The organism is Pseudorhodobacter sp. (assembly GCF_034675685.1).
In the GTDB taxonomy this organism is placed as follows: Bacteria; Pseudomonadota; Alphaproteobacteria; order Rhodobacterales; family Rhodobacteraceae; genus Pseudorhodobacter.
On record NZ_JAUCDA010000017.1, the window covers coordinates 111,789 to 128,475 of the forward strand.

A 16,687-nucleotide genomic window follows, 5' to 3' on the forward strand; every position below is an offset into this window, starting at 1 on the left:
CTTTCTTGATGAGATGCGATTTGGCCTTGCATTGCGCCGGGCTTCTGGCTGACGTTCTGTTGCGGGCGGACCAAGACTGTTGCACAAGGGCCAAGGCCCGCCCCGCAGACCCTGAACCAAAAAACAAGGACGCGATCAATGCCCCCCATGACCCTCTCACCGCGCGAAATCCTGGACAGGTTGATCGGGTTTCAAAGCGTGAGCAGTGCAAGCAACCTTGATCTGATTGACTGGGTGGAAAGCTATCTGGCCTCGCATGGGGTGGTTTCGCATCGGGTCTATGATGACGCTGGCACCAAGGCGTCACTGTTTGCCAATGTCGGGCCAGAGGTTCCGGGCGGGGTGGTGCTGTCAGGCCATTCCGATGTGGTGCCGGTCGAGGGCCAGGATTGGGTCACTGACCCGTTCACGGTGGTTGAAAAAGACGGACGGCTTTACGGGCGCGGCACCTGTGACATGAAAGGTTTCATCGCCTTGGCCTTGGCCGCTGTGCCACTGGCCTTGCAGGCCCGGGTCAAGCGCCCGCTGCAAATCGCCATCAGCTATGATGAGGAGGTGGGCTGTGTCGGTGCGCCGCCGATGATCGCGCAGATGGTCAAGACCTTGCCGCGCGCCGCCGCCGTGGTGGTCGGAGAGCCGTCAATGATGCGGCTGGTCAACGGGCATAAAGGCGGGCACGGTTTTTCGGTGCATGTTCAGGGGTTTGAAGTGCATTCTTCGCTCATGCACACCGGCGTCAATGCGATTATGACCGCGGCACGGCTGATTGATTGGGCCAACCAGATCAACGCTGAAAACGCCGCCAAACCGCCATCAACGCTGGCGGCGGGTTTTGTGCCGCATTGGACGACAGCGCATGTCGGCAAGATCAGTGGCGGCACCGCCGAAAATATCACCGCCAAGGATTGCCATTTCGGCTTTGGCTTTCGCGTGGTGCCCGGCGAAAGTGAAGCCGACTGGGCCGACCGGTTCAAGGCCGAGGCGGCGCGTTTGGATGCCGAGATCAAGGCCGTGCGCCCCGAGGCGGCGATCACCCTGACCCAGACGTTTTTCGTGCCAGCGCTGGTGCCCGAGGACAATGGCGCGGCGGATCGTCTGGTGCGGCGATTGACCGGCGATAACGGCGCGCAGGTCGTCAGCTATGGCACCGAGGCCGGGCAATTTCAGGCCGAGGGCTATTCTTGTGTGGTCTGCGGGCCGGGCGATATTGCGCAGGCACATCAGCCAAATGAATATCTGGAGGTGGCGCAGTTCAACGAGGGCTGGGCCTTTATGCAGCGGTTGGTGCAGGATTTGACGGAATAAATGATGCTGGGTTTTCCGATTTCAATTGATCAGCCGGCGCAGCACAGCGGGCCATTGCCAAAGGCCTGCGATGTTGTGGTGATTGGCGGCGGTATCATCGGCGTGATGACCGCGTGGTTTTTGACCCGCGCCGGCCAAAAGGTGCTGATCTGCGAAAAAGGCCGCGTTTCGGCTGAACAATCAGGGCGCAACTGGGGCTGGATCCGGCAACAGGGCCGCGATGCCGATGAATTGCCGATCATGGTGGAAAGTCTGGCTATCTGGCATGATCTGGTGGCGGAACTGGGCGAGGCCTTGGGCTTTCGGCAGGGCGGCGCGGTTTATATGGCCAATGGGGCCAAGGACATGGCCGAGTTCGAGGAGTTCATGCCGCATGCCCGCGCCAATGGTCTGGACACGCGGATGTTGACGAAACCCGAGCTTTCGGCGCTGCTGGGGGCCGATATCTGGCGCGGCGGCATGGTAACACCGTCGGATGCGCGGGCAGAACCATGGGTGGCGGTGCCGGTCATCGCGCAGGCACTGGCCGAAAAGGGCTGTGTGATTGTCGAAAACTGTGCGGTGCGCGGGCTTGACAGCAGCAATGGCCGGGTGACGGGCGTGGTGACCGAATTGGGCGAAGTGGCCTGCAATGCGGTCGTGCTGGCGGGGGGGGCGTGGTCGTCGCTGTTTTTGCGGGCGCAGGGCGTGGGGTTGCCGCAGCTTTCGGTGCTGTCCTCGGTGGCGGCGACCGATGCGATGCCGCAGATTTTTCCGGGCAATGCTGCCGACAGCCGCTTTGCCTTTCGCCGCCGGGTCGATGGTGGTTATACGATTGCGCCGGGGTCAGCGCATGATTTCTTTATCGGGCCGGATGCGTTTCGGCATTTCACCCGGTTCTTGCCGGTGCTGCGCAAGGATTTCACCTCAACCCGCTTTCGCGCGGCCGCCCCCCACGGGCTTTCCCGATGCCTGGGGCACGGCGCGGGTTTGGGACATCAGTTGCGGTTCGCCGTTTGAGGATATGCGCGTGCTGAACCCCGCGCCGAATATGAAAGCGCTTGCGGCCGTGCAAGATGCCTTTGCCGCCGCCTATCCGCAGCTTGGCCGCCCAAAACTGCGCAGCGTCTGGGGCGGGATGATTGATACGATGCCCGATGTGGTGCCGGTGCTGGATGAAGCGCCGCTTGCCGGTTTGTTCATCGCCACAGGGATGAGCGGGCATGGCTTTGGCATTGGCCCCGGTATTGGCCGCGTGATGGCCGATAGGGTGATGGGCAAGCCTGCGGGCCATGACCTGACCCGCTTTCGGCTGGCGCGCTTTTCCGATGGCTCAAAGATAAAGCCTGCGCCGGCGCTCTGACCCTTGCAGCATCGGCGCGTTTAATTCAACCTGCTGCCATACCATGAGGAGGAGGCTTTGATGCCCGTAAAAAACCGTTTTGCCGAAATGCTGCCCGAGTTGACCGCCATTCGCCGCGATTTCCATGAAAACCCGGAATTGCTGTTCGAGGTGCATCGTACCGCCGCCAAAGTCGCTGACCTGCTGCGGGAATGGGGCTGTGATGAGGTGGTGACAGGCATTGGCCGCACCGGCGTTGTCGGCGTGATCCATGGCAAGACCGACAACAGTGGCAAGGTCGTGGGCCTGCGCGCCGATATGGACGCGCTGCCGATCATGGAGGCGACAGGGCTGGAATACGCCTCGAAAGTGCCGGGCAAAATGCACGCCTGCGGCCATGACGGGCATACCACCATGCTGCTGGGCGCTGCGAAATATCTGTGTGAAACCCGTAACTTCGACGGCAAAGCTGTGGTTATCTTTCAACCCGCCGAAGAGGGGGGCGGCGGCGGGCGCGAGATGGTCAAGGATGGAATGTTGGACCGTTGGAATATTCAGGAAGTTTACGGCATGCATAATATGCCCGGCATTCCCGTGGGCCAGTTTGAAATTCGCCCCGGCCCGATGATGGCGGCGGCAGATCAGTTCGAAATCACCGTGACCGGCAAGGGTGGCCATGCCGCCAAGCCACATGATTGCATTGATACGCTTTTGGTGGCGTCGCATATCATCGTGGGCCTGCAATCCATCGCTGCGCGCAATGTGGACCCGCTGAAGCAGGTCGTTGTGTCAACCTGTGTCGTGTCCACCGATAGCAACGCGCATAATGTCATCCCACAAACCGTTGTTTTAAAAGGAACCGTGCGCACATTTGACACTGCGGTCCAAGACCAGGTTGAGGCCCGGATGAACGAGTTGCCGGTGCAGATGGCCGCGGCTTTCGGGGCCTCGGCGGTGGTGAATTTTCAGCGCGGCTATCCCGCTACGGTGAATGCCGAGGAAAACACCGGCTTTGCGGCAGAGGTGGCGAAGGCCGTGTCTGGCAAGGTCCGCACCGATACGGCGCCGCTGATGGGGGCCGAGGATTTCAGCTATATGCTGAACGCGCGTCCAGGCGCCTATATCTTCCTGGGCAATGGAGACACCGCGATGGTGCATCACCCAGCCTATAATTTTGACGATAACGCGATTCCCTTTGGCGCTAGCTGGTATGCGGGCATGGTTGAGGCGCGGATGCCGGCAGCCTGACGCGGGTCACGATTTTTCGTCGAAAAATCAGAATTTTCGACGAAAATTCGACGGTGCTTTTCACGCGCGCAATTCGCGGCGCATCACCTTGCCGGTGGCGGTCATCGGCAGGGTTTCCACAAACACGACATCGCGCGGGGCGACATGTGGGCTGATGCGTTGTTTCACGCGCTCAATCAGGCGCTTTTCCGCGCCGTCTTTGCTGGCCCCGTTGCGCAGCACCACAAAGGCGCGGATAATTTCGGTGCGCACCGGGTCGGGGATGCCAACGGCGGCGGCCATCACCACATCGGGGTCGCCCATCAAGCAATTCTCAATCTCGCTTGGCCCGATCCGATAGCCTGCCGAGGTGATCACATCATCATCGCGCGAGGCAAAGGTGAAATAGCCCTGGGCATCCATACAGCCCAAATCTCCTGTGCGCAGCCAGTCGCCGCGAAATTTCTCGGCGGTTTTCTCGGGCAGATTCCAATAGCGCAGGAACATGCTGGCCGCACCTTTGCGAATGCAGATCTCACCCATCACACCGGGCGGGCAAGGGGTGCCGTGATCATCCATCACCGCAACATCAAAGCCGGGCAGCGCTTGCCCCATGGTTTCCGGATTCACCGCCATGAACCCCGCTGCCTGGGTGATACAAAGGTTGCATTCGGTCTGGCCGTAAAGCTCGTTTATCGGTGCGCCAAAGGCCTGCTGGCCCCAAGCCAGCATCGCCGCCCCAAGGCTTTCGCCCCCCGAAGAAATCGAACGGATGCTCACCCCATCCGGCACCGCCGCACCGCGCAGCAGTTTCAGCGCGGTGGGGGGCATAAACAGGTTGCGGATCGCGTGGTCAGCAATCAGCGCATAGGCCGCCGCCGCCTCGAATTTGCGCATCCGGTGGGCGACCAGCGGCACGCCGTAATACAGGCAGGGCATCGCCATATCCATCAACCCGCCAATCCACGCCCAATCCGCCGGGGTCCAGCCCTTGTCGCCGGGCTGGGGAAAGCCTTCATGCGTCAGCTCCATACTGGGCAAATGGCCAAACAAAAAGCGATGCGCGTGTAAAACGCCCTTGGGCGGGCCGGTGGTGCCCGAGGTATAGATCATCACTGCCGGGTCTTCGGCGCTGGTTTTGGCCATGGCTGCAAGCGGCGGATGCGTTGCAATCTCTGCCCAGATATGTCGCGCGTCCGGCCCCTGATCTGTGCAAAGGACAAGTTTCAAATCAGCAAGTTGCGGCGCGATCTTAAGAAGCTTTGGCAAGCTTTCGCCATCGGTCACCACCGCCGCGGCCCCGGAATCCGACAGCCGGTACAGCAGCGCATCCTCGCCAAACAGGGTGAACAGGGGCAGCGCCACGGCCCCCAGTTTCATTGCCGCGAAATGCACGATCGGAACCGCAGCCGATTGCGCCAGCAGCACCGCCACCCGGTCGCCACGCGCCACACCCGCCGCCGCAAAAACGCTGGCAAGCCGGTCAGAGGCGTCTTTCAACGCGCCATAGGTCCAATCCCTGGCGCCGGACTCGGTTATTTCGGTGACGGCTACCCGCTCAGGCTCGGCCATTGCCCAATCATCGCAACAGGCCTGTGCGATGTTGAAATCCGCAGGCCAATCCCATGCAAAACCGGCGCGCTTGGCGGCCCAATCCCCTGTCAGCGGAATCAGCCGCCTGTCATGCAACGCTTTATTGGGCAAAGATGGTTACCTCTGGCAAATCGGTCAGCGGCAGGCTTAGCGCCCGAAACGCTGCAAGTGACAATTGTGCCGCCCCGCTGCCGGGGATCAGATCCACCGCGACAGAGCTGCCGGTCGCGGTAACCACGCGCCCCGCGCCCGCAGTTTTCACAAGGCCGGAACGCAACCAGAAACCCGGCTCGGAAACATTGCCCAAGGCGACGGCGGTCTTGCCCAGGCTGCGCCCCCCTGCCGGGGCGGCCAGGGCTGCGGCTTTTTGAGCAGCGGTTGTGGTATCAAGCACGGCTGCCGTGCGGGCCCCGGGCGGGGGGGCGGTGACGCCGATGGAATTCGGGCGGGTTTGCGGGTGCATCTCTATCGCGGTGACAGGCTCCATCGCGGTGCCTTTGTCTTTCAAGAAAGGAATATGGGCGCAGCCGGACAGCAGCGCAGCGGTTGAAACAAGGGCGAGTGCATTTTTCATACATGCGACGATAGCCCCGCTTTTGCGGCCTTTCAATGGCCTTGCGCATGCCTGCGTCAATGCGTAGATTTGGCCCATGAACAAGCCCCTGATTGACCCTTTTGCCCGCGCCATCACTTACCTGCGTGTTTCTGTAACGGACCGCTGCGATTTTCGCTGTGTCTACTGCATGTCCGAAAATATGAACTTTTTGCCCAAGGCCGAATTGCTGACCTTGGAAGAGCTTGATCGCCTGTGCTCGACCTTCATTGGCATGGGGGTGGAAAAGCTTCGGATCACCGGGGGAGAGCCTTTGGTGCGCAAGGGAATCATGACGTTTTTTGACGGCATGACCCGGCATCTTGACAGCGGGGCTTTGCGTGAATTGACGCTGACCACCAACGGCAGCCAATTGCGCAAATATGCCGCTGATCTGGCAGCCTGCGGTGTGCGCCGGATCAATGTGTCGCTGGACACGCTGGATGACGCAAAATTTGCGAAAATCACCCGCTGGGGACGACTTGCGCAAGTGCTGGATGGAATCGAGGCGGCAAAAGCGGCGGGGCTGCGCATAAAGATCAATGTGGTGGCTTTGAAAGGCTTTAATGAAGATGAGCTGTTCACCCTGACCGATTGGTGCGCGGCGCAAGGCCATGATCTGACCTTTATCGAGGTGATGCCGATGGGCGACCTTGGCAATGAGGATCGGCTGGACCAATATTGGAGCCTGAAAGACCTGCGCACACGGCTGCATGAACGGTTCACCGTAACCGATCTGGCCGAGCGTACGGGCGGGCCGGCAACCTATGTGCGGCTGGAGGAAACGGGGCAAAAGATCGGGTTCATCACGCCGCTGACCCATAATTTCTGTGAAAGCTGCAACCGGGTGCGCCTGACCTGTACGGGTGAATTATACATGTGTCTGGGCCAGGAAGATATGGCGGATCTGCGGGCGCCCTTGCGGGCAAGCCGTGAAAACGGGCTTTTGGAAGCGGCCATTCTGGCAGCGGTCTTGCGCAAGCCCAAAGGCCATGATTTCGACTATTCGCGCCAAAAGGTTGATGGCCAGATGACCCGACACATGAGCCATACCGGCGGTTAGGGCCTGTTGCGCGTCTTCAAACAATGCCCCGAGCCTGCGTTTGCGTAGCATAACGCGTTGGGGGTATTGGCGGGATGCGATTATGGGCAACCCGCTTTGCGGGCTATAAATACTGTGCGGCTTCTTTGCGCGCCCAAGGCTTCATCAGATCACCGAATTCAGCCAGGAATGCCGCGGTACGGGCGGCATCATGCTTTGACAGATCACGCAGCCACCAGGCAACCGCCTTTTGGATGAACCAATCCTTGTCGGAAAGATAGCTGGCAGCCCAGATCAGCACCCGTTCACGGGCCTCGGATTGTGCCGGATCGGGATGATTGAAACGGGCAAAGGGCAGGGTCGCCACAAGCGCTGCGCGGCGTTGCCACATCAGGGGGCTCGTCGTCCAAGCCTCAACGGTGTCAAGCCGAGAAGGATCGGCGACCAAGCGCTTTTGGGCGGCGATGCAGGTATGATCGGCGATGGCCCAGGCATCAAACTGCGGCACCCATTCGCAAATCAACTGCCATGCGGCGGTATCATCGGGGCGGATGCGGGCCTGTGTCAGCAATTTGGCCGCCGCAATCCGCGCCTCATGGATATTGCTGTGCCACAGCCCGGCGCAGACAGACAGCCGGTCTTCAAGCGTCAGATCGGCGCGCCATGCTTTGCACAGCGCCTCAATCGCGGGGTTGGCGGTGCCAAGATAGGGGCGGTCTACCTTGTGATACGCGGCCATCTCTGCGGCCTTGCCGGGAACAGATGCAGCTTTGATCAGGGCAATAGCGTGTTCTGGGGTCATTCTACGGTCACCGATTTGGCCAGGTTGCGGGGTTGGTCTACATCAGTGCCTTTGGCGATGGCGGTATGATAGGCCAAGAGTTGGGCGGGCACTGCATAAAGGATGGGCGCAAGGAAATCGGGCACCGTCGGCATTTCCAACGTGCGCCAACAGCCCGCACCCGCCTCGGCAACACCGGATGCATCCGAGATCAGCAAAACCTTGCCATGCCGTGCCATCACCTCTTGCATGTTCGAGATAGTCTTGTCGAACAGCGCATCCCGAGGGGCCAGAACGATTACCGGAACATGCGAGTTTATCAGCGCGATCGGCCCATGTTTCAACTCGCCGCTGGCATAGCCTTCGGCATGTATGTAGCTGATTTCTTTCAGTTTCAGCGCCCCTTCCATCGCCAAAGGAAACAGCGGGCCGCGCCCGAGGAATAAAATATCCTGGGCTTCGGCCAAGTCCTTGGCGATTTCGGCCACTTCAGGGGCAATGCGCAATGCCTGATTGATCAGGCCGGGCAGCATCAAAAGATCGTCAATGTGCTGCGTCAACTGTGCGTCTGTCAGCCGCCCGCGATCCTTGGCGGCCTTTAGCGCCATCAGCGCCAAACCGGCCAACTGGCAGGTAAAGGCCTTGGTTGATGCAACGCCCACCTCTACCCCGGCGCGGATTGGCAGGGCAATATCGGCTTCGCGCGCGATAGAAGAGCTGGGTACATTCACCACCGCCACGATTTTGGCAACCTTGTCGCGGCAATAGCGCAGGGCCGCCAATGTGTCGGCAGTTTCACCCGATTGGCTGACAAACACCGCCCAGCCATTGGCCGACATCGGCGGCTCTCGGTAGCGAAACTCCGAGGCGACATCGACCTCTACCGGGATGCCCGCAAGCCGTTCAAACCAGTATTTGGCGACGACACAGGCGTAATAGGCCGTGCCACAGGCCACCAAAGTCAGGCGGTCAACGCTGGTAAAATCCATCTCGGCGGGCAGGTTAAGCGTGCCACCGGCCAGGCCATGCGTGATGGCATCGGCCAGAACCACGGGTTGCTCGGCGATTTCCTTGGCCATGAAATGCTTATAGCCAGCCTTTTCGATCCGCGTATGTTCCAACACAATCTGCGTGGCGGCCCGGTTGACGCGACGGTTCGCCTCGTCAAAAATCTCGGCACCGTTGCGGGTGATGACGGCCCAGTCACCCTCTTCCAGATAGGTCACCGTGTCGGTCATCGGGGCCAGGGCGATGGCGTCCGAGCCAACGAACATTTCGCCCGTACCGTGACCGATCGCCAGCGGCGAGCCTTTGCGCGCGGCGATCAGCAAGTCATCCTCGGCCTCGAACAAAAAGCACAGGGCAAAGGCCCCTTGCAGGCGCGACAGCGTTTCGCGCGCAGCATGAACCGGGGTCAGGCCCGCATCAAGGTAAGAGCGGGTCAGGATTGCGACGGTTTCGGTATCGGTTTCGGATTCGAAATGATAGCCCTTGCCTTGCAACTCGTCGCGCAAGCTGCGGAAGTTTTCGATAATGCCGTTATGCACCACAGCAACCGTCCCCGATTGATGCGGATGCGCGTTTGCAACGGTTGCAGCGCCATGGGTGGCCCATCGGGTGTGGCCAATACCGGATTTACCGGCCAATGCATCGTAAACCAGCAGGTCCGACAGATTTACCAGCTTGCCGACGGCGCGGCGGCGCCCCAGTTTGCCATTGTGAACGGTTGCAATCCCGGCACTGTCATAGCCGCGATATTCCAGCCGCCTCAGCGCCTCAACCAATAGCGGGGCAACCTCATGCTTGCCTAAAACGCCAATGATTCCACACATTTACAGCCTGTCTTTCTGGCGCTCGGCTTTGATCCGCGTGAACATGTCAAGCAGTTTGACCGCAAGCCCGGCCTTGTTGCTTTGTTTGGTGCGGGCGATGGCCAGCGCCTCGGCCGGGACGGAATTGGTAATCACCGACCCCGAGGCGGTCATGGCATCGCGGCCCACCGTCACCGGCGCGATAAGCATGGTGTTCGAGCCGATAAACGCCCGTGGCCCGATTTCAGTGCGGTGCTTGTTCACGCCGTCATAGTTGCAGGTGATGGTGCCTGCGCCAATGTTGGTATGTTCCCCCACATGCGCGTCGCCAAGATAGGTCAGGTGACCGACTTTGACGCCTTCGGCCAAAACCGTATTCTTGATTTCCACAAAATTGCCGACGTGCACATCCTCGGCCAGTTCTGTGCCGGGGCGCAGGCGGGCAAAGGGGCCAACCGTCGCACCCCGGCTGATATGGCAGCCTTCCAGGTGACAAAATGCCTTGATCTCGACACCCGATTCCACGGTCACACGGGGGCCAAACACAACATTGGGGCCAATACTGCTATCGCGGCCAATCACCGTGTCCAATGCAAAATAGGTGGTGGCCGGATCGGCCAGGGTAACCCCGTTTTCCAGCGCCTCGGCCCGCATGCGGGCCTGAAACGCAGTCTCGGCCGCGGCAAGCTCTGCCCGCGTGTTGACGCCAAGGGTTTCCGCCTCATCGCATTTCACGACACCGGCTGACAGCCCGCGTTCACGCGCCAGCGCGATGATATCGGTCAGATAATACTCGCCCGCGGCATTGGCGGTGCCGAGCTTGGAGACAAGGTCGAACAGAACAGATGTTTCAGCACATATAACGCCAGAATTACAAAGCGTTATGGCGCGCTCTTCATCTGATGCGTCATTGTATTCGACAATGCGTTCCAGGTGGTCGCCAGTGACAACAAGCCGGCCATACCGGCCGGGATCGGCTGCCTCAAACCCTAACACCACAACGGCGTGGCGGGCGCGGGCGTCAAGCATGGCGTGCAGCGTCTCGGTCCGAACAAACGGGGTATCGCCAAACAGCACAATCGCATTGCCTGCGGCACTAGCCAGCAAGGGGGCCGCTTGTGCAACGGCATGGCCGGTACCAAGCTGCTTGGCCTGAAGCACAATCTCGATGCTTGCATCATAGGCCCGCGCGGCTTTCTCGACCATGGCGGCACCGTAGCCTGCAACGACGACGATTTGCGCCGGGTCCAGGCTTTGACCTGCTTGCAGGGCATGATGCAAAAGGGGGGCCGCGCCAAGCGGATGCAGGACTTTTGGCAGATCCGAATTCATTCGGGTGCCGCGTCCGGCTGCGAGAACGATCAATGAAACCGACATGAAACCCCTTTCTTCATTGCCCCTGCTCTTTTACACAGGCGCGACCGCGTCGCAAGGCCGGGGCGTAACGCGCTGTTTCAGCGGTGACATATGGGGTGAAAATGCGCACAGTGGTTTTTGATCTGGATGGCACTTTGGCCGATACCAGCGGCGATCTGATTGCCGCCGCCAATGCCTGCTTTATCGGCATGGGGCATCACGCGCCGCTGGACCCGGTGGCCGATGCCCTGACCGCCTTTGCCGGTGGGCGCGCCATGCTGCGGCTGGGCTTTGGCCGTTTGGGCAAGGGGTGGACTGCGGCCGATGTTGATGCGCAGTACCCGCTGTTGTTGCGCAGCTATGGCGAGGCGATTTCAGTTCATACCTCGCTCTACCCCGGCGCGGTCGGGGCGGTTGAAGCGTTGCGCAGCCGTGGCTTTGCAACCGCCATTTGTACCAATAAACCCGAGGGGTTGGCGATAGCGCTCTGTGACCGGTTGGGAATTTCGCATCTGTTCGGCGCGCTTTTGGGGGCCGACAGCCTGCCCGTGCGCAAACCTGATCCCGAACATTATTTTGAAACGGTTCGGCGGGTTGGCGGGGCTGCGGATCGGTCGGTCCTGATCGGTGACACCGTGACCGACCGGGATACGGCAAGAGCGGCCGGGGTGCCGATCGTGCTGGTAGGGTTTGGGCCGGAAGGGCAGGGCGTGGCCCGGCTGAAACCGGATGCCTTGCTGGATCATTTTGATGATCTGGACGGGGTGATCGAACGAATTTTGCCGGGGTAGCGGGCAGCCCGTGTTGCAAGATGGTGCGCTGCAAACCCCGCCCTGGGGTTTGCAGTTGGCTAGACCCATAGTTGGTTGAAAGACCCCGCCCGATGGACGCCCGATGGACGCCCGATGGACGGGGCCTTGGTGGTGGTTCAGCCGTAGCGATACGGCCGCCCGGCTTTTTTCATCACGGCGTTATAGTCCTTGAAGATTTGGACCACCTTGGCTTTCACTTCGGATTCCGAGGCGATTTCATCCCAGAACACTTGGGCGGCCGTCTCGACCTGATCCCATTCGGCATCGGGAATTGAGGTGAGTTTCAGCTTGGGGCCGTTGACGCGCAGATCGGCCTCGCCGCCCCAATACCAATGCTGGCGGTGGTAGTGGGATTGTTCAAAGCACACTTTGACCAGGGTTTGCAGATGCGGAGGCAGCTCGTTCCAGCGATCCATATTGGCAAAGAAATGCCCGATCCATGCGCCGGAAATGTTATTGGTCAGGAAATAATCGGTCACGTTGGACCAGCCTACGGTGTAAACCTCGGTGATGCCTGACCAGGCGATGCCGTCAAGCTCGCCTGTCTGCACCGCGACTTCGATGTCTTCCCATGGCAGGGTGACCGGGACCACGCCGAATTGCGACAGGAATTGGCCAGCGGTGGGGAAGGTAAAGACGCGCTTGCCCTTGAGGTCTTCGAGCGAGTTGATCGGATCTTTGGTCGAGAAATGGCACGGGTCCCAAGAACCGGCGCTGATATGTTTGACCCCGACCTTGGCGTATTCATCGGCCCAGATTTCATTCAGCCCGTATTTGTTGAACAGCACCGGAATATCGAGCGAATAGCGTGAGGCAAAGGGGAAGTAACCGCCAAAGACGGTGACCTCGGTCGGTGAGGCCATCGAATCATCATCCGATTGCACGGCGTCGATGGTGCCGCGCTGCATGGCCTGAAACAGCTCTCCGGTGGGGACAAGCTGGTCGGCGTAGTACAGCTCAATCTCCATCTGGCCCGCGGCGATTTCATTGAATTTGTCGATGGCGGGTTTGACCACTTCTGCGCCAAGGGCCGCCCCGGCATAGGTTTGCAGCCGCCATTTGATCGGGGTTTGCGCCAGCGCGGGGGCGGCGAGGGTAGAGGCGCCCGCGGCCAGAACGCCGGAGGTGAGGAACTTTCTTCTGGTAGTCATGCGTACTCTCCTTGTTGTGGGGGCGGTTTGTCCGCCCTGTTGGTTAGTGACGTAGGGTGTTGGGCAGCCAAAGGGCCAGTTGCGGGAAAACCATGACAATGGCGAGAGCCACGATCATGACGGCGACAAAAGGAATGATAGAGCGGTAGATATCGACCAGCGTTACCTCGGGCGGGGCCATGGCCCGCATAAGGAACAGGTTATAGCCGAAAGGCGGGGTCATATAGGCGATCTGGCAGGTCATGGTATAAAGGACGCCGTACCAGACCAGATCAAATTCCAGCATCTTGACAAGCGGAACATAAAGCGGGGCCACGATGACAAGCATGGCCGTGTCATCAAGGAATGTGCCCATCAGGATAAAGGACAATTGCATGAGGATAAGCACCTCCCAGCGGCCAAGCCCCAGGTTGTCAAGGAACAGGCCCTTGATGGCATCAACCGCGCGCAGCCCGTCGAACACCGCACCAAAAGCCAGGGCGGCAAGGATGATCCACAAGAACATGCAGGAAATGGCAAGAGTTTGGCGGGTGGCCACCTCTAGCACTTGCCGGGTCATCCGACCTTTGGCAATGGCGACAAGGACGGATGCGACCGCCCCGATGACCGAGCTTTCGACAAGCCGGGTATAGCCGGCAACGAAGGGCACCATCATCACAAGGAAGATGCCAAAGGGCAGCAGCCCCGCAAGCAAAAGCCGGTATTTCTCGGATTTCGGGACGGCGGCAAGTTCGGCCTCATCCAGTGGGGGGCCAAGCGATGGGTTCAGCTTGCAGCGGATCCAGATGTAGATGATGAACAGGGTGGCCATAAGCAGGCCGGGCACAATGCCCGCCAGCCAAAGGTCTGAAACCGACTGCCGGGCGATCAGCGCATAAAGCACAAGGACCACCGAAGGCGGCACAAGGATGCCCAGCGAAGACCCGGCCTGAATGACGCCGGTGACCATCCGCTTGTCATATTTGCGTTTGAGCAGTTCCGGCAGCGCGATGGTGGCCCCGATCGCCATGCCCGCAACCGATAGGCCGTTCATCGCCGAGATCAGCACCATCAGCAAAATGGTGCCGATGGCAAGCCCCCCCGGCACGCGGCCAAACCAGACGTGGAACATGCGGTAAAGATCATCGGCCAGGCGGCTTTCAGACAGCACATAGCCCATGAAGATGAACATCGGCAGGGTCAGCAGAGGAAACCAGCCAATCACCTTGATGCTTTGGGCAAAGGCAAGGTCATAGCCGCCCTTGTCGCCCCACAGCAAAAGCGCCGCGACCACAGCGACAAAACCAATGATGCCGAACATCCGCTGGCCGGTCATCAGCATGACCAGCATCGAGCCGAACATCAGCAACGCAATCATATCATAATGCATCAGATTTCACGTCCCCGCAGTGTGGCAATATCCCGGATCAAAAAGACGGTGCATTGCAGCAGCATCATCACGATGCCAACGCACATCACAATTTTTACCGGGGCCATATAGGGCCGCCAGAGGCCAGATTTGCGCTCGCCATATTCCAGCGCATAGGCGGTGCTTTCAATGCCGCCCCAAAGCAGAACGCCAAGGTAGAACAGCAGTGCAAAAATGGTGATCGTATCCACCAGCGCCTTGGTGCGTGGCGACCAGGCGGCGTAGAACACATCCATCCGCACGGCGCTGTCCATCTGCAAGGCATAGGCCCCGCCAAGCATGAAATACCCCGCAAGGATGAATTGCCCCATCTGGTCGGTCCAGCGCATCGGCACCCAGACCGCACGCGCTATTGCCCCCCAAAGCAGAACCGCCATCAGAACGAACAGCAAATACATCGCCATCCGGCCGATGCGCTTGTTCCAGCGCTCAACCCAATGAACGTAGTTTATCAGAAATATCGGCATCATCCCCCACAGTATGCGTTTTTGCCTTTGCGGCAATATTTGACCTTTCGGTCAGCATGGCGGGGCGGATTGCACTTGGCAAGTCTGTTGACGGTGCAATCAGCGATTGGCCGGCGCGCGGGCAAACCATGTGAAGGGCATCAGATGAAACGTGATTGCCATGATTGCTGGTGCCAGCCGCGCCGTGCCTGCCGCCAGCCTGCATTTGGCGGGCCGGAAAGGGTGGCGACGGCTGGTTTTGGCGCTTGGGGGCGCGGCGGGCAGGATGCCCATGGATCAGGTGCAGAACATATCGTGAATTAGGGCCATCAGCCGGGTCGCGCGGGCGTCGCACAGCGTGTAATAAATCGCCTTGCCATCGCGACGGCAGCTTACCAGCCCTTCCAGCCGCAGCCGGGCGAGTTGCTGACTGACCGCCGCCTGACGTGCGCCAAGCAAGGCTTCCAGTTCGGTCACCGATTTCTCGCCCGAGGTCAGATGACACAAGATCATCAGGCGCCCTTCATGCGACAGCGCTTTCAGAAAGTTTGATGCATTTTGGGCTTGGCGAACCAATTCATCGGCAGGGACTGGGTCGCAGGGAACGGCAGGGCCGGCATCAATGCTGATGCCAAGAGTATGGGCGTCAAAGGACATATTGAAAAGCTTTCAACCAGATCAAGCTGTGGCAGCATAAAGCAGCTTGGTGCAACATTCAAGAAACCCACAGGGCTTGTCGTGTCAGTCCAGGGGGCAGCGGCCGCGCAAGATGAAGTTTCGGATGCAGGTATCAAAAAGGGCATTGGTCGTGAATGCGGCAATGGCATCTGCGGTGCCGAGAAGAAATATGGCCTGGAGCAATATGGCTTGGAACAGGGTCGCGATATCCATTTTTCACCTGTGGCATGATTTAGGGCGCGCGGTTCGTGAAAAAAAGGGCGGCGGGGTGGCCATGCGCTGTGAACTATGGTGATTTGGGGTCAGCAAACCGGCCAAAACGCAGAATTAGCACAATCCGCGTTGCAATTGCGTGCAAGGGGCTGGAACCGTGGCCAGGTTTGGGCTAAGGCAACGCCCATATCCTTTGCCGAAAGGGGCCATCCATGAAAGCCGCTGTCCTGACCTTTCCCGGTTCGAACTGTGACCGTGATCTTGCTGTTGCCTTTGTACAGGCCGGGGCCGAGGTGCACCGCGTTTGGCACAAAGATACGGACCTGCCTGCGGGCGTCGATATCGTGGCGGTTCCGGGTGGGTTTTCCTTTGGCGATTATCTGCGCTGCGGGGCTATTGCCGCCCAGTCGCCGATTGGGGCGGCAGTGCGGGCACATGCGGCACGCGGCGGCTATGTGCTGGGCATCTGCAACGGCTTTCAGGTGCTGACGGAAATGGGGCTGCTGCCGGGCGCCCTGATGCGCAATGCGGGGTTGCGATTTATCTGCAAGCCCATGGTCTTGCGGGTAGGAACCACCGATAGCGCCTTTACCAGCGGCTATGCCAAAGACCAGCAGGTGATGTTTCCTGTGGCGCATCATGACGGCAATTATACTGCGGATGCCGAGACTTTGGCGCGGTTGAAGGCCGAGGATCGGATTGCCTTTACCTACGCCGAAAATCCAAACGGTTCGGTTGACAGCATTGCCGGGATATTATCCGAAAACCGCCGCGTGTTGGGGCTGATGCCGCACCCCGAGCGGGCGAGCGAGGCGTCGCATGGCGGCACCGATGGCGCGATGCTGTTTCGCACGCTGACGGGCGCTTTGACGCTTGCGTGATGCAAGCGCGCTTGAGGTCAAAGCGCGCAAGTCGTAGACTGCACGCATGAGCGCCCCCAATTCCTCTGCC

The 16,687-nt window shown here is 59.9% G+C and carries 15 protein-coding genes and 1 pseudogene; 7 read left to right on the forward strand and 9 right to left on the reverse strand.

Annotated features, from left to right (window positions below):
* Positions 1-138: 138 nt before the first annotated feature.
* The 3 genes and pseudogenes from argE to VDP61_RS14885 all read left to right on the forward strand — a co-directional run bounded on the left by argE (position 139) and on the right by VDP61_RS14885 (position 3,874).
* Complete coding sequence (gene argE, locus VDP61_RS14875; RefSeq protein WP_415234571.1) at positions 139-1,305, forward strand: acetylornithine deacetylase; 1,167 nt, start codon at positions 139-141, stop codon at positions 1,303-1,305.
* A gap of 3 nt (positions 1,306-1,308) precedes the next feature.
* Positions 1,309-2,647, forward strand: a pseudogene (locus VDP61_RS14880) (NAD(P)/FAD-dependent oxidoreductase).
* A gap of 60 nt (positions 2,648-2,707) precedes the next feature.
* Positions 2,708-3,874: a M20 aminoacylase family protein gene (locus VDP61_RS14885; protein WP_323007657.1), complete on the forward strand. Its 1,167-nt coding sequence runs from the start codon at positions 2,708-2,710 to the stop codon at positions 3,872-3,874.
* A 60-nt stretch (positions 3,875-3,934) separates the two neighbouring features.
* Here VDP61_RS14885 and VDP61_RS14890 read toward each other — a convergent pair whose 3' ends face one another.
* A complete protein-coding gene (locus VDP61_RS14890; RefSeq protein WP_416236547.1) occupies positions 3,935-5,425 on the reverse strand; it encodes an AMP-binding protein in 1,491 nt (496 codons plus the stop codon).
* Positions 5,426-5,546: 121 nt separating this feature from the next.
* Positions 5,547-6,020, reverse strand: coding sequence for a hypothetical protein (locus VDP61_RS14895; protein ID WP_323007659.1), 474 nt, complete (start codon positions 6,018-6,020; stop codon positions 5,547-5,549).
* 76 nt (positions 6,021-6,096) lie between these two features.
* Between VDP61_RS14895 and moaA the strand changes: the two genes are divergently transcribed.
* Entirely contained in the window at positions 6,097-7,101 is a 1,005-nt protein-coding gene (moaA, locus tag VDP61_RS14900; protein ID WP_323007660.1) for a GTP 3',8-cyclase MoaA, read from the forward strand.
* Between the two features lie 103 nt (positions 7,102-7,204).
* Here the strand turns inward: moaA and VDP61_RS14905 are convergent, their stop codons facing one another.
* The 3 genes from VDP61_RS14905 to glmU are packed head-to-tail and all read right to left on the reverse strand — an operon-like array spanning position 7,205 to position 11,049.
* Positions 7,205-7,882 (reverse strand): DNA alkylation repair protein, encoded by a 678-nt coding sequence (locus tag VDP61_RS14905; protein ID WP_323007661.1) that lies wholly within the window; start codon positions 7,880-7,882, stop codon positions 7,205-7,207.
* The gene (glmS, locus tag VDP61_RS14910) at positions 7,879-9,693 is read right to left on the reverse strand and encodes a glutamine--fructose-6-phosphate transaminase (isomerizing) (protein WP_323007662.1); all 1,815 of its coding nucleotides are present in this window, start codon (positions 9,691-9,693) and stop codon (positions 7,879-7,881) included. Before glmS ends, VDP61_RS14905 begins: the two co-directional genes overlap by 4 nt.
* Positions 9,694-11,049, reverse strand: a complete 1,356-nt coding sequence (gene glmU / locus VDP61_RS14915) for a bifunctional UDP-N-acetylglucosamine diphosphorylase/glucosamine-1-phosphate N-acetyltransferase GlmU (RefSeq protein WP_323007663.1) — start codon at positions 11,047-11,049, stop codon at positions 9,694-9,696.
* Positions 11,050-11,150: 101 nt separating this feature from the next.
* Here glmU and VDP61_RS14920 point away from each other — a divergent pair, with 101 nt between their 5' ends.
* Positions 11,151-11,819, forward strand: a complete 669-nt coding sequence (locus VDP61_RS14920; protein ID WP_323007664.1) for an HAD family hydrolase — start codon at positions 11,151-11,153, stop codon at positions 11,817-11,819.
* Positions 11,820-11,956: 137 nt separating this feature from the next.
* Here VDP61_RS14920 and VDP61_RS14925 read toward each other — a convergent pair whose 3' ends face one another.
* The 4 genes from VDP61_RS14925 to VDP61_RS14940 form a co-directional block, all read right to left on the reverse strand.
* Positions 11,957-12,991, reverse strand: coding sequence for a TRAP transporter substrate-binding protein (locus VDP61_RS14925; protein WP_323007665.1), 1,035 nt, complete (start codon positions 12,989-12,991; stop codon positions 11,957-11,959).
* A 43-nt stretch (positions 12,992-13,034) separates the two neighbouring features.
* On the reverse strand, positions 13,035-14,360 hold the full coding sequence (locus VDP61_RS14930) for a TRAP transporter large permease (protein ID WP_323007666.1): 1,326 nt from the start codon (positions 14,358-14,360) through the stop codon (positions 13,035-13,037).
* Complete coding sequence (locus VDP61_RS14935; protein WP_323007667.1) at positions 14,360-14,866, reverse strand: TRAP transporter small permease subunit; 507 nt, start codon at positions 14,864-14,866, stop codon at positions 14,360-14,362. The genes VDP61_RS14930 and VDP61_RS14935 overlap by 1 nt, the downstream gene beginning before the upstream one ends.
* Before the next feature lie 276 nt (positions 14,867-15,142).
* A complete protein-coding gene (locus VDP61_RS14940; RefSeq protein ID WP_323007668.1) occupies positions 15,143-15,502 on the reverse strand; it encodes a metalloregulator ArsR/SmtB family transcription factor in 360 nt (119 codons plus the stop codon).
* Between VDP61_RS14940 and VDP61_RS14945 the strand changes: the two genes are divergently transcribed.
* Both VDP61_RS14945 and purQ read left to right on the forward strand, forming a co-directional pair.
* On the forward strand, positions 15,410-15,754 hold the full coding sequence (locus tag VDP61_RS14945) for a hypothetical protein (RefSeq protein ID WP_323007780.1): 345 nt from the start codon (positions 15,410-15,412) through the stop codon (positions 15,752-15,754). The two genes, VDP61_RS14940 and VDP61_RS14945, sit on opposite strands and share 93 nt — an antisense overlap.
* Positions 15,755-15,948: 194 nt before the next feature.
* Entirely contained in the window at positions 15,949-16,617 is a 669-nt protein-coding gene (purQ, locus tag VDP61_RS14950) for a phosphoribosylformylglycinamidine synthase subunit PurQ (protein ID WP_323007669.1), read from the forward strand.
* The last annotated feature ends 70 nt before the right edge of the window (positions 16,618-16,687 follow it).